Raw genomic sequence first — 11834 nt, 5'->3', positions numbered from 1 at the left:
GTGGTGGCGTCCGGCGCGGTGGCGGATCAGCTCAGCGCGTCCAGGAGTGCCCGGACCGCTTCCACGCAGGCCGCGTTGTCGATCTCAGGATCCCAGGCGGTTTGCAGCGCCAGGCCCTGGTAGATGGCGATGAAGACCCGGGCGAGCCCGTCGGCCGGCACGGCCGGTGGCAGGTCTCCGCGTTCCTGCGCGGCGTGGACGAGGTCGGTGATGGCCGCGCGGGGCAGGTCGACGCCCCTGCGAGCCACCGCGTGGACCTCGGGGGCGCGCAGCGCCTCCGCCCAGATCTGGACCCCGAGTTGCACGCGCTGCCGTTCGGCCGGGCCGGCGAGCGAACGCAGCAGGTCCAGGTACCCGGAGGCGACCCGGCCGAAGGCGGCGGGCGTGCGGTCGCTGGAGTCGTCCAAGTGCAGTTGCCGGGTCTGGCGTTCGTGCCACTGCTCCGAGATGGCGACGACCATGTCGTCCTTGTCGGCGAAGTAGCGGTAGATCAGGCCCGCGCTGAGACCGGATTCCCTCGCGATGTCCTGGATGGTGGTGCGGTGGAAACCCGCACGGGCGAAACAGCGGGCGGCGGCGTCGAGGATGCCGGCGCGCCGCGCGCGGAGGTGTTCCTCGCTGACCTTGGGCATCACCTCACCTCCGCCTGGGCGATCCGGTAGAAGGGGGCGGCGGGCTCGCGGCGCCCCAGGGGCTCGAGGTAGCGGGCGGCGGCGTCGCGCGCCGAGAGGTCCAGGGTGAGGCCGAGTCCCCGCGCCGCGAGGTAGTCCGGGAGCTCGTCCGGGAGGAATCCGAAGGTGAAGGGTTCGCCCGCCGCGCGCACGCGGGCCGCCCACTCCTCCACTCCTGCGAAGTCGCCCGTGCCCTCCAGGGCGCGCCGGTCCATGTAGGTGAAGACGATCCTGCTCCGGGGAGCGGTCGTGGTGGCGAGTGCGGTGAGCGTGGTGTGCACCGAGGAGGCGTCGAGGTAGTTCGTCACGCCCTCCCACACCACCACCGTGGGCTCGTTCCGCAGACCGGCCCGGCGCAGGGCCTCGCCGAGGTCCTGGTGCATCAGGTCGGCCGGCACGAAGCGGACGTCGTCGTGGAGGCGGCCGGTCCCGGTGCGGTTCCACGAGGCGGCCAGCACGCGTTTGGCCGCCTGGGTCGCCGGATGGTCGACCTCGAACACGGTGGCGGTCCGCGCCGCCTCCAGCCGGAACGCCCGGCTGTCGTATCCCGCACCCAGCAGCACCAGCTGCCGGGCGTCGCCGGTGAGGGCGTCCCGCACCAGGTCGTCGATGAGTCGCGTGCGGACCACGGCCGACGCGCGGGGACCCGCGGGCCAGGAACGGTCTATCCGGCGCTCGAGGGCGTTCGTGAGCCCCGAGTGCCGGGCGAGCGCGACGGCGAGGCGGTGGCCGGGGCCGAGGGACGACGCCGCGTAGGGATCGGTGAACAGGCGCGGTCCCCGGCGCACGGATTCCAGGGCCCGGAAGAGTGCGACGTGCTGCGCGGTACGGCTGGGCGCGTTCTGCATGGCGGTCATCATAAATGAATGGCCGTCCATTTTTTATCGCCGCCCGGCGTCCCTCCGGCCGATCGCCGCCCCGGCCCTGGCGCCACCGGCGCTCCCGGTGTGGGTGCCGTTGTCTCCCGTCGGACGTATGGTCCGTTTATGGGTGACATGCGGCGCGATCAGGCGTGGCAGGCCCGGGCAGCCGCTCCGGCGCGGTGCGGTGGGCGATCCCTGGTGCACCGCGACGACGTGCGGATCGCCACGGGCATGGGGCCCCTCGTCGGGCTCTTCGGCCGCCTGGGGCGGGACACCGACGTGTCGGTGGCCATGCTGTACGTACTGCCGCCGGGGGAGCGGGTCCTGCAGTTGCTGGCCATGTCGGGGACGTCCCGGCGGATCGCCGCCCCCTGGGTGCGGGTCGGCGTGGGCGATCAGGTACCGGTGGCCGAGGCGGTGCGCGAGCGCCACCTGGTGTGGGTGAACAGCCCGACCGAGCTGGCCCGCCGCTTCCCCCGGATCGGGCTCATGGCCCCGTACGACATCCTCCTGGCCGCCGCGCCCCTCATGACCGAGGACGCGACGTGGGGCGCGGTCTGCATGGTGTGGCCGGTCTGGCACCCGCCCCAGCTGGATCCCGGCGAACGCGAGACGATCAGCACCTTCTGCCGGCGGGCCGGCCGGCTGCTGGACGAGGCGGCCCGCCGCGGTCAGCCGCTGCTGCCCGGCCCCGAGGCCCTGGTGCTGCCGGCCGTCCGCACCCGCACCCCCGACCCGGCCGAGGCACTGGCCGCGTACGACTTCGCGGAGCGCCTTCCGACCGGATGCGCCTCGCTGGACCTGGACGGCAGGATCACCTTTCTCAACAGCGCGGCCGCCGACCTCCTGGGAGCCGGGACCGCCGACCTGCTCGGAACCCGGCCCTGGGACCGGCTGCCGTGGCTCGACGACCCCACCTTCGAGGACCGCTACCGGGCCGCCGTGATCAGCCGCCAGCCGACCGCGTTCATCGCCTCCCGGCCACCGGACCGGCGGCTGTCCTTCCAGCTGCAGCCCGCCGCCAGCGGAATCAGTGTCCGTATCGCACCGGTCACCGAGGCGAGAGGCGGGGAACGCAGGGTGGAACCGGCGCGCGGCCAGGGCCCGATGGGTGCCTCGACCCTCTACCAACTGATGCACCTCGCGGCGACGTTGAGCGAGGCCGTCGGTGTCAAGGACGTCGTCGACCAGGTCGCGGACCAGCTCCTCCCCGCATTCGAGGCGCAGGGGCTGGCCCTGCTGACGGCCGAGGAGGGCCGCCTGCGCGTCGCCGCGCACCGCGGCTACACGGCCGAGTTCATGGCCCGGTTCAACGGTGTCCCGCTCAGTGCCCCCACTCCGCCCACCCAGGCCCTGGCCACGGCGACCCCCAAGTTCTACAGCAGTTTCAGCGACTTCCAGCGCGCCTATCCCGAGGCCCCCCGCTACGGCGACCGGGACGCCTGGGCCTTCCTCCCGCTGATCGCCTCGGGCCGGCCCGTCGGGCTCCTCGCCCTGTCCTACGACCGCCCGCGCCCCTTCCCTCTCGCGGAACGCGCCATCCTCACCTCACTGGCCGGGCTGATCGGACAAGCGCTGGACCGCGCCCACCTCTACGACGCCACGCGCCACCTCGCCCGCACCCTGCAGACCGGCCTGCTCCCCAAGGAACTTCCCCAGGTCCCCGGCCTCGAGGTCGCCGCACGTTACCTCCCCGCCGGTCACGGCCAGGACGCCGGCGGGGACTTCTACGACCTCATCCACTGCGGCCCCACCTGCGCCGCCGTGGCCATCGGCGACGTGCAGGGGCACAATGTCCAGGCCGCCGCCCTCATGGGGCAGGTCCGCACGGCCGTCCATGCCCACGCCACCGCCCACGCGTCCCCCAGCAAGGCCCTCACCCGCACCAACCGGCTCCTGATGGATCTCAATCCGGGACTGTTCACCAGCTGCCTGTACGCGCACCTCGACCTCGGCCGCCGGCGCGCGCGCCTGGCCACCGCGGGACACCCCCCGCCGCTGGTCCGCCATCCCGACGGGCGCACCGAGGTGCTGCACATGGTCCCCGGTCTCCTGCTCGGGGTCGCCCCGGGCGGTGACTACCCCATGATCCAGATCCCGCTCTCGGCGGGAACGGTGCTGGTGCTGTACACCGACGGCCTGGTCGAGGCCCCACGGCTCGACATCGGGCACAGCATCGCCGACCTCGCGTACCACCTCGTGCCGGCCGGCGACCAGAGCCTGGACGAACTCGCCGACGGCCTCGTGGACCACGCCCTGCGGACCACCCCCGGCACCGACGACATGGCGCTGCTCGTCGCCCGCGTCACCGGGTAGCGGGGGGAACCACCCGCGCCCGGTGGCTCACACGCTCCGCCCGGCGGAGCTCACGTGGCGGGCCAGGTGCGCAGGACCGCGGCGATGCCGCCCGCGGTGCACGTGGGGTCGAGGAGGAGGTCGCGCAGGGCGACGGCGTCCTGGTGCGAGGGTTTGACGGAGATCCCCGAGGCCTCCAGGTACATCACGCCGGTGGCCGCGGCGACGGCGAGGTTGGAGCGCTCCAGCCAGCGGCACCGGCCCAGGGTGTGCACCAGCGCCCCGGCCCGCGCGTACGGGCCGTCGTAGACGGGCTGCTCCATCAGCTCGGCCTGATGCCGCGCGCAGGCCGCCACGGGGACGCCGTAGTCGTCGGGAGCCGGATCGCCGGCCCCGGCGAGTTCGGCCACTTGCAGGATCCAGGGGACATCGATGTGCAGATCCATTACGCGGCGTGCGCCCCTGTCCCGCCCTGGCCCTGCTCGGCCTCGTCGAAGGCCGCCTGGTGCTCGGCGAGGAACCGCTCCGCGGCGCCCATGGCGCGGGCCCGCAGCCCGCTGGCGTCCTCCAGGACGAGCTGGGCGAGGTAGTCGCCGATCGACAGACCGCGGTCGGCGGCCCGCTTCCGGGCGATCTCCGCGACCTCGTCGTCGACGCGTGCTCCGAGCTGTGTCTTGGCCATGCCTGGATGGTAACAGCTGTTACCAAAACTCGCGAGCCGCTACCCGTAACGGATGGCGGCGACCGGGGGCATCGTGGACACCGACGGGCGAGGGCCGGGGGAGGCAGGACGTGGTCACGTTTGCCAGGTGCGAACAGGAGGCGGGCGCGATTCTCGGGGAGTGCCTGCGGGACGCGGCGTATCGCCGGCGGTTGATGGACAGCGGCTCCGCATGGGGCTGGGACTTCCCGGCCTTCCTGCGAAGCGTGCGAGCCCTTGTCGCCATCGCCCTGTTCAGTGCCTACCGCGCGGGCGAGGACCAGACGCCCGCCGAGGCCGCCGCGAGAGGGCTGCGGCTGCTGAGGGAGGGCGATGCCGTCGGGCTGTTCGGCGTTCTCCCCGCCGAAGTGGGGGAGAACACGGGCCTGGTGCGATGGCTGCGGTTGATCTCGATCGGCCTCACGAACCGCTCGGCCCTCATGTGGTTCCGGCTGGCCGTGACCGCCCAGGGCGTGCTGAATCCCGACACGCGGACGCGCTGGGCCTGGCTGCTGATCACCGGTGCGCAGAACCGGGCCCGACCCGAACACGACGAGGGCGGGCGGCCCGCGACGGTCACCGTCACCGTGGAAGACCCTCCGCCGTGACTCGTGACTCGGGTCGCCCGGCACCGGGCAGGCAGGGGTCCCGCGCACGCCGTGCGCGGGACCCCTGGGCTCAGGTGGTCAGCAGCCGGTTGAAGAACGACCGGTACTGGCGCAGAGCCGTACGCAGGTCCTCGGTGTCCACCTGCTCCCCGCGGTCCCACTGCCCCTCCAGCTCCTGCTTGTGGTGGGCGAACGTCGCCGCGAGCTTCTGCATCACGTCGGCGACCAGGGCGTCGGCGGTGTGCACGGCGTCGCGGGGATCGTCGACGAACTCGCTCTGGATCTCCTGCCAGCGGGCGCGGAAGCTCTCCTCGTCCTGCGAGGTCAGCAACTGCGGAGACTGGTCCGCGGAGGTGTTCTGCGCGGGTGCTCCGGGCATCTCCGCCGGGGGTTCGGACGGTTTGCGGACCGATTCGGTGCCCTCGCCGGGATAGGCGGGGGCCCGGGGCGTGTCCGACCGGCCGGGGGGAGCGTCGAACTGCTCGCGTGGCTGGGCGAGTTCCTCGGTGGTCATAGCGGTCTCGCGGGAGGGTCGTGCGCGGTCGCGTTCCATTTTTCCTCCGCCTCTTGTCGTGGTGGCGGCGTCGTGGACCGGAACCCTGGTCAGGCCCGGACGTGGCGGGACTCGCCGCCGTCGGTGAGGAGGTCGTCGAACAGGGCGCGGTAGTGCACCATGGCGCCGCGCAGTTGCTCGGTCGTGGCCTGGTGCCGGGAGCTGAGGGCGTTGACCTCGTGAGCCTCCCGGTAGTGCTCCAGCGTGTGGCCGTGCTCCACCGAGAGGTCCTTGATCTGCTGGTCGAAGTCCTCGGTCGGGTAACCGCGCTCGTGCATGAGCGAGGTCACCAGGCTGTCCGCATCGTGCACGGCATCTTCCGGGCGGTCCACGAACTCCTCCTGGACACTGGTCCAGTCCCGCGCGTAGCGGTCGCGGACGCCGCTTTGCAGCGGCTTGATGTCCAGGGAGTCGTGCCGTTTCGTACGGGCGTTGAGGTCCCGTTCGGCTTCCCTGCGGCTGCCGGTGCCCTCGACGGTCCGTTCGTACTCGGGACCGAACTGCCGGCGCAAGCGGCGGCGGCGCACGATCAGCGCGGCCACCACCGCGATGATGGCCAGTACCACCACGATGGGAATGATGATCGCCAGAAGTGTGTCTGTCGACATGGGGCCGGACTCCCTTGCGACTCCGGGAACCCCCCTCGTCCGACCCCTGCCCTCAGCCTTCCGCTTGAAACACCACCTCAACGGGTGCGCGTCAGGCGGGCTGGTGCGCCTCGTGCCTCCAGAAGCCCGAGAAGGTGATGCGGTGCTTGGGCAGGCCGGCGCGGTGGAGGTGTCTGCGGCCCTTGGTGGAGAGGCCGGACTCGCCGACGACGAAGGCGTAGGCGGCGGTGTCGACGGTGGTGAGCCGGCGGAGTTCGTCCAGTGCCGCGTGACCGGGGACGGAGTGGGGGTTGTCGCGGACGACCCAGGTGACGGTCATCGCGGCGGGGGCGTCGAGGTCGCGGCGGTCGCCCTCGGAGGGGATCTCCTGGATCACCCGGCCGACGGTGTCGCGGGGGAGTGAGCGCAGGATGCCCGCGGTGGCGGGCAGCCCGGTCTCCTCGGCCACCACGATGACCTCGGAGGCGTCCGCCGGACGGTCGAACATGACGCCCTGGTCGAGCACCGCGAGTCCGTCGCCGGGGCGGGCGGCGCAGGCCCAGACCGCGGCGCGGCCTTCGAGTTCGCCGGTGGGGCCGCGGTGGACGACGAAGTCGATGTCCATCTCGGCGGCTTCGGGACGGAAACCGGCCACGGTGTAGTTCGCGCAGTGCGGCCGCTCGTCCTCGGGGAGGTCGAGGTAGGCGTGCCACCACCGGTCGCCGGTGAACTCCGGCAGCCGCAGGGCGGACTGGTGGGGCAGCTGCATGAAGAGGCGGAACCAGTGGTCGTAGCCCATCCACGGGAACTCGGCGAGATCCGCGCCCGTCACGGTCACGCGGTGCATGGAGGGGGAGATCCGCTCGGTGCGGGCCACCTCGGCGCGGAACATTCGGGGGTTCTGGGGCATGAGCCGTGGGATCTTCGCCATGAAGGAAGGTTAGCCTAAGTTTAGTGAGTCGCGGGGGTGGTGTGAGGTGGTGGTTAGGTTAGGCTAACCTTCGTTCGTGAGTTCTGGTGAAGAGACGACCGCGGCCTCCGGCGTGCGCGGTCACCGACTGGCGGCGCGCGATGTGACCGTGTCGTACGGCGGAGCAGACGTCGTGCACAGCGCGGCGATCACGCTCCGGCCTGGTGAGGTGACCGCCCTCGTAGGTCCCAACGGCAGCGGCAAGTCGACGCTTCTGCGCACGGTGGCCCGCCTCCAGCGGGCCCGCAGTGCCACATTGACGATCGGCACGGCGGACGGGGGCGCCACCGACGGGCTTGCCCTGACGACCCGTGAGTTCTCCCGCCGGGTGGCCCTGCTGACCCAGGGGCGCCCCACGCCGGGCGGTCTGACCGTGCGGGATCTCGTGGAGTTCGGCCGCTACCCCCACCGGGGGCGCTGGGGCCGGCCCGACCCCGAAGGACCGGCGGCGGTCCGGCGTGCGTTGGCCATGACCGGCGTCGAGGACCTGGCGGGCCGTGCCGCCGAGCAGCTCTCCGGCGGGCAGCTCCAGCGGGTCTGGCTGGCGAGCTGCCTCGCCCAGCAGACCGGCGTGCTGCTGCTCGACGAGCCCACGACCTATCTCGATCTGCGCTACCAGGTCGAACTCCTGGACCTGATCCGGGATCTGGCCGACAGCCACGGCATCGCGGTCGGGGTCGTCCTGCACGACCTGGACCAGGCGGCGGCCGTGGCCGACCGGATCGCGCTGCTGTGCGCGGGCCGGATCGTCGCCGAGGGCCGTCCCGAGGACGTGCTGACACCGGAACGCCTCACCCACACCTACGGCATCCGGGTCGATGTCGACATCGACCCCCTGACCGGCCTGCCGCGCACCCGCGCCGTCGGCCGCCACCACGCACGACCCGAAAGGCTCAGCACCACCTCATGAGACGCCACCTGCTCGTCACGGCCGCCGCTGCCGCGGCCCTCGCCCTCGCCGGCTGCGGGACCACCGAGCCCGCCGCCACCGGAGCCGACAAGGCCGCCGAGGGCATCACCCTCACCGACGCGACCGGTGCCGAGGTCACGCTCGACAGGCCCGCCAAGAAGGTCGTCGGCACCGAATGGAACGTCGTGGAAAGCCTCGTGACGCTCGGGGTGGACCCCGTCGGCGTCGCAGACGTCAAGGGCTACACCACCTGGGACACCTCGGCCCCGCTGAGGAACACGCCCAAGGACATCGGCACCCGTGGTGAGCCCAGCATGGACACCATCGCCTCGCTGTCCCCCGATCTGATCGTCGCCACCACCGACCTTCAGGCCTCCGCCGTCGAGCAGTTGAGGAAGATCGCCCCGGTCCTGGAGGTCCGGCCCGCCGACGCCGCCGACCCGGTCGGGCGGATGAAGGAGAACCTCGACCTCATCGCCGAGGCGACCGGCACCGCGGCCCGGGCGGACCAGGCGAAGAAGGCGTTCGACACCAAGGTCGCCGAGGGCGCCAAGGTGCTGGCGGACGCCGGCCTGAAGGGCACGAGGATCGCCTTCGCCGACGGCTGGGTCGCCTCCCACCAGGTCTCCGTGCGCCCCTACACCAGCGGCTCGCTCATCGGCGGCGTCAACGAGGCACTCGGCCTGAAGAACGCCTGGACCATGAAGGGCGACAAGGACTACGGTCTGGCCGCCACCGACGTCGAGGGCCTGACCGGCCTCGGCGACGTCCGGTTCGCGTACATCGGCAGTGACAGCGAGCCCAGCGACGTGTTCGCCGACGACCTCGCCGAGAACGCCGTGTGGAAGTCCCTGCCGTTCGTGAAGAAGGGCAACGTGCACCGACTGCCCGACGGCGTCTGGATGTTCGGCGGCCCGCGGGCGATGGAGTCGTACATCGACGCCGTCGTCGGCGCCCTGACCGAGTAACGCCGTGGCCGTCACCGCAACGTCCCCCGCCATCCGTCCGCACACGGTCACCTCCAGGACGGGCGCAGCCGCGGTGACGGCCGTGCTCGTGCTCCTGGTCGCGATCCTCGCGGTCGTCGACATCACCCAGGGCACGGCATCCGTCGGACCGGCCGAGGTGGCGAAGGCGCTCCTCGGGCGGTCCGACCCCGCCGACGCCTCCGTCGTGATCGCCTCCCGTCTGCCCCGGGCGGCCGCGGGCCTCCTGGTCGGGGCCGCACTGGGCGTGGCCGGGGCCGCCCTTCAGGCCGTGAGCCGCAACGTGCTCGCCGCGCCCGACACACTCGCCGTGAACGCCGGCTCCTGGTTCGCCCTCGGCCTCCTCACGGTCACCGGCGTGTCGCTCCCCCTGCTCGCCTCCTCCGGCGTGGCCTTCCTCGGGGGCCTCGCCGCCGCGGCCGCCGTCCTGGCACTGGGCGGGCCGGGCGCGGGGACCGTGCGGCTGGTCCTGGCCGGCAGCGCGCTGACCCTCGGTCTGTCCTCCCTCACCGAGGGGCTGATCCTGCTCTTCCCCCAGCGGACCAACGGCCTCTACCAGTGGAGCCAGGGCAGTATCAGCCAGAACGGCTTCGACGGCGTCGTGCAGATGGCACCCGTGGCCGTCGCCGGTCTCGCCGGGCTGCTGCTGACGGCCCGCCGGGTGGATGCCCTGGCGCTCGGCGACGACGCGGCCCGCGGCCTCGGTGTTCCCGTCCGGGGCACCCGGATCACGGTGGTCGTGCTCGCCTCGCTGCTTTCGGCCGCGGCGGTGACGCTCGCCGGGCCGATCGGTTTCGTCGGCCTGTGCGCGCCCGCCCTCGTACGGCCCCTCACCCGGATGTCGCGGCCGTTGGCCAGAAGCCGGGTGAGGATGCCGGTCACGGGCCTGGCCGGTGCCGGCCTGGTGCTCGGCGCGGACGTCCTGCTGCGCGCGGTGGTGAAGGCCCAACTCGCCGTCGCCGTGCCCACCGGGGTCGTCACCGGCCTCGTCGGTGCGGTGTTCCTCGTCGTGATGGCACTGCGGGTGAGGGAGACCGCCGGGGTGAGCGAGCCGGAGCGGCCGCGCATCCCGGGCCGGACGGCGTTCGTGGTGACGGTGGCCGTCCTCGTCGCCGCCCTCGTGGCGGTGACCGTCGCCGGCGTTCTGCTGGGCGACTCCGAACTGCTGCTCGGCGACGTGGCCAACTGGGCGCAGGGCAGGGCCGGCCAGACCGTCTCCTTCGTCCTGGACACACGCCTGCCGCGGGTGCTGGCGGCGCTCCTGGCGGGGGCGGCGCTGGCCCTGTCCGGGACACTGGTGCAGGCCGTCACCCGCAACCCGCTGGCGGATCCGGGCATCCTCGGGGTCTCGGGCGGCGCCGCGCTGGGCGCCGTCCTGTTCGTGACGACGGTGTCCGCGGCGGGGGCGTGGAGCGTGGCGGGCGCCGCCTTCGCGGGCGCCGCGGCGACCGCCCTCGTCGTCTTCGGGCTCGCGGCGCGGGGCGGCTTCCGGCACACCCGCCTGGTGCTCGTCGGCGTCGGCGTCTCCGCGGCGACAACGGCCCTCATCAGCCTGCTCATTGTCCTGACCGACCCCTTCAACGCGACGAAGGCCCTGACCTGGCTGTCCGGTTCGACCTACGGGCGGACCGTGCCCGACACGCTGCCCGTCACGGCCGCCCTCGCCCTGGGCCTCGTGGTGGCCGTGGTGCGGCGCGCCGAGCTGGACCTGCTGTCCGTCGACGAGGACACCCCCCGCCTGCTCGGTCTGCGACCGGCGCGGGCCCGGCTCGTGTTCCTCGTGACGAGCGTGCTGCTGACCGCCACCGCCGTGGCCGCCGCGGGCACGATCGGCTTCGTCGGGCTCGTCGCCCCGCACGCGGCCCGGGCCCTCGTGGGCCGCCGGCACGTGCGGGTCGTGCCGGTCGCGGTCCTCATCGGTGCCGTGCTCGTCTGTACCGCCGACGTCCTCGGACGTACGGTCATCGCACCGGCGCAGCTCGGCGCCGGCCTGATGACGGCCGTCATCGGCACGCCGTACTTCCTGTGGCTGCTGCTGCGCACCCGGCGGTAGGACCAGGCGTCAGGACCGGGCGGCGGGCGGGTCACCGCCCGCCGCCCGCCGGTCATCCCGTGGGCGCCAGGACGGTCGTGCGTCCTCCCAGCGCGGCGGAGAAGCGGTCGGTGACCTGGACCAGGGCCTCGGCGGCCGCCGGTGCCACGGTCAGCGTGCCGTCGTCGGCCACGGCGATGTCCTTGTCCAGCGTGAACCAGCCCGGCACGATGTGCGCCGCGCCCATGGAACTCAGCACCGGACGCAGCGCGTAGTCGATGGCCAGGACATGGGCCGTGGTGCCGCCCGTGGCCAGGGGCAGCACGGTCTTGTCGGTCAGCGCGTACTGCGGGAGCAGGTCGAGCAGCGACTTGAGGAGCCCCGAATAGGCGGCCTTGTAGACGGGCGTGCCGATCACCACGCCGTCGGCCTGCTGGAACAGCGCCGCGGCCCCGGTGATGGCGGGGTGCCCGAAGTCGGCGCCGAGCAGTGCCTCGGCCGGCAGGGTGCGCACCTCCAGGGAGACCACGTCGTGGCCCTGGAGCCGCAGCCGGTCGTCCAGATGGCGGAGCAGTCGTGCGGTGCGGGAGGTGGCGGAGGGGCTTCCGGAGACGGACAGGATGACGGCCATGCGGACCTTCCGGGTTCGGGGTACGGAC

At 72.9% G+C, this 11834-nt stretch carries 13 protein-coding genes; 5 read left to right on the top strand and 8 right to left on the bottom strand.

From position 1 onward, the window contains the following. Nucleotides 1-26: 26 nt before the first annotated feature. Nucleotides 27-632, bottom strand: coding sequence for a TetR/AcrR family transcriptional regulator (locus PV364_RS00265; protein ID WP_319657470.1), 606 nt, complete (start codon nucleotides 630-632; stop codon nucleotides 27-29). Beyond that, a complete protein-coding gene (locus tag PV364_RS00260; RefSeq protein ID WP_319657469.1) occupies nucleotides 632-1519 on the bottom strand; it encodes an SAM-dependent methyltransferase in 888 nt (295 codons plus the stop codon). Before PV364_RS00260 ends, PV364_RS00265 begins: the two co-directional genes overlap by 1 nt. 138 nt (nucleotides 1520-1657) lie before the next feature. Here PV364_RS00260 and PV364_RS00255 point away from each other — a divergent pair, with 138 nt between their 5' ends. Then, nucleotides 1658-3850, top strand: a complete 2193-nt coding sequence (locus PV364_RS00255) for a SpoIIE family protein phosphatase (protein ID WP_319657468.1) — start codon at nucleotides 1658-1660, stop codon at nucleotides 3848-3850. A 50-nt stretch (nucleotides 3851-3900) separates the two neighbouring features. Here PV364_RS00255 and PV364_RS00250 read toward each other — a convergent pair whose 3' ends face one another. Continuing rightward, on the bottom strand, nucleotides 3901-4275 hold the full coding sequence (locus tag PV364_RS00250) for a fic family toxin-antitoxin system, toxin component (RefSeq protein WP_319657467.1): 375 nt from the start codon (nucleotides 4273-4275) through the stop codon (nucleotides 3901-3903). Continuing rightward, entirely contained in the window at nucleotides 4275-4511 is a 237-nt protein-coding gene (locus tag PV364_RS00245; protein ID WP_319657466.1) for a hypothetical protein, read from the bottom strand. Before PV364_RS00245 ends, PV364_RS00250 begins: the two co-directional genes overlap by 1 nt. Nucleotides 4512-4621: 110 nt before the next feature. Between PV364_RS00245 and PV364_RS00240 the strand changes: the two genes are divergently transcribed. Beyond that, the gene (locus tag PV364_RS00240) at nucleotides 4622-5137 is read left to right on the top strand and encodes a hypothetical protein (protein ID WP_319657465.1); all 516 of its coding nucleotides are present in this window, start codon (nucleotides 4622-4624) and stop codon (nucleotides 5135-5137) included. A gap of 70 nt (nucleotides 5138-5207) precedes the next feature. On the opposite strand, the gene PV364_RS00235 is transcribed toward PV364_RS00240, so the two are convergent. The 3 genes from PV364_RS00235 to PV364_RS00225 form a co-directional block, all read right to left on the bottom strand. Further along, the gene (locus PV364_RS00235) at nucleotides 5208-5690 is read right to left on the bottom strand and encodes a hypothetical protein (protein WP_319657464.1); all 483 of its coding nucleotides are present in this window, start codon (nucleotides 5688-5690) and stop codon (nucleotides 5208-5210) included. A 50-nt stretch (nucleotides 5691-5740) separates the two neighbouring features. Further along, nucleotides 5741-6298 (bottom strand): hypothetical protein, encoded by a 558-nt coding sequence (locus PV364_RS00230; RefSeq protein WP_319657463.1) that lies wholly within the window; start codon nucleotides 6296-6298, stop codon nucleotides 5741-5743. A gap of 91 nt (nucleotides 6299-6389) precedes the next feature. Then, nucleotides 6390-7208 (bottom strand): siderophore-interacting protein, encoded by an 819-nt coding sequence (locus PV364_RS00225; protein WP_319657462.1) that lies wholly within the window; start codon nucleotides 7206-7208, stop codon nucleotides 6390-6392. A gap of 76 nt (nucleotides 7209-7284) precedes the next feature. On the opposite strand from PV364_RS00225, the gene PV364_RS00220 reads away from it, so the two are divergent. The 3 genes from PV364_RS00220 to PV364_RS00210 are packed head-to-tail and all read left to right on the top strand — an operon-like array spanning nucleotide 7285 to nucleotide 11196. Continuing rightward, nucleotides 7285-8157, top strand: coding sequence for an ABC transporter ATP-binding protein (locus tag PV364_RS00220; RefSeq protein ID WP_319657461.1), 873 nt, complete (start codon nucleotides 7285-7287; stop codon nucleotides 8155-8157). Continuing rightward, the gene (locus PV364_RS00215; RefSeq protein ID WP_319657460.1) at nucleotides 8154-9125 is read left to right on the top strand and encodes an iron-siderophore ABC transporter substrate-binding protein; all 972 of its coding nucleotides are present in this window, start codon (nucleotides 8154-8156) and stop codon (nucleotides 9123-9125) included. The genes PV364_RS00220 and PV364_RS00215 overlap by 4 nt, the downstream gene beginning before the upstream one ends. 4 nt (nucleotides 9126-9129) lie before the next feature. Beyond that, on the top strand, nucleotides 9130-11196 hold the full coding sequence (locus PV364_RS00210; RefSeq protein ID WP_319657459.1) for an iron ABC transporter permease: 2067 nt from the start codon (nucleotides 9130-9132) through the stop codon (nucleotides 11194-11196). A gap of 52 nt (nucleotides 11197-11248) precedes the next feature. Here the strand turns inward: PV364_RS00210 and ssuE are convergent, their stop codons facing one another. Then, complete coding sequence (ssuE, locus tag PV364_RS00205; RefSeq protein ID WP_319657458.1) at nucleotides 11249-11806, bottom strand: NADPH-dependent FMN reductase; 558 nt, start codon at nucleotides 11804-11806, stop codon at nucleotides 11249-11251. Nucleotides 11807-11834: the final 28 nt, after the last annotated feature.

It is taken from the genome of Streptomyces sp. MI02-7b, assembly GCF_033793585.1.
Classification (GTDB): Bacteria; Actinomycetota; Actinomycetes; order Streptomycetales; family Streptomycetaceae; genus Actinacidiphila.
This window is presented reverse-complemented; position numbering and strand designations above follow the sequence as displayed.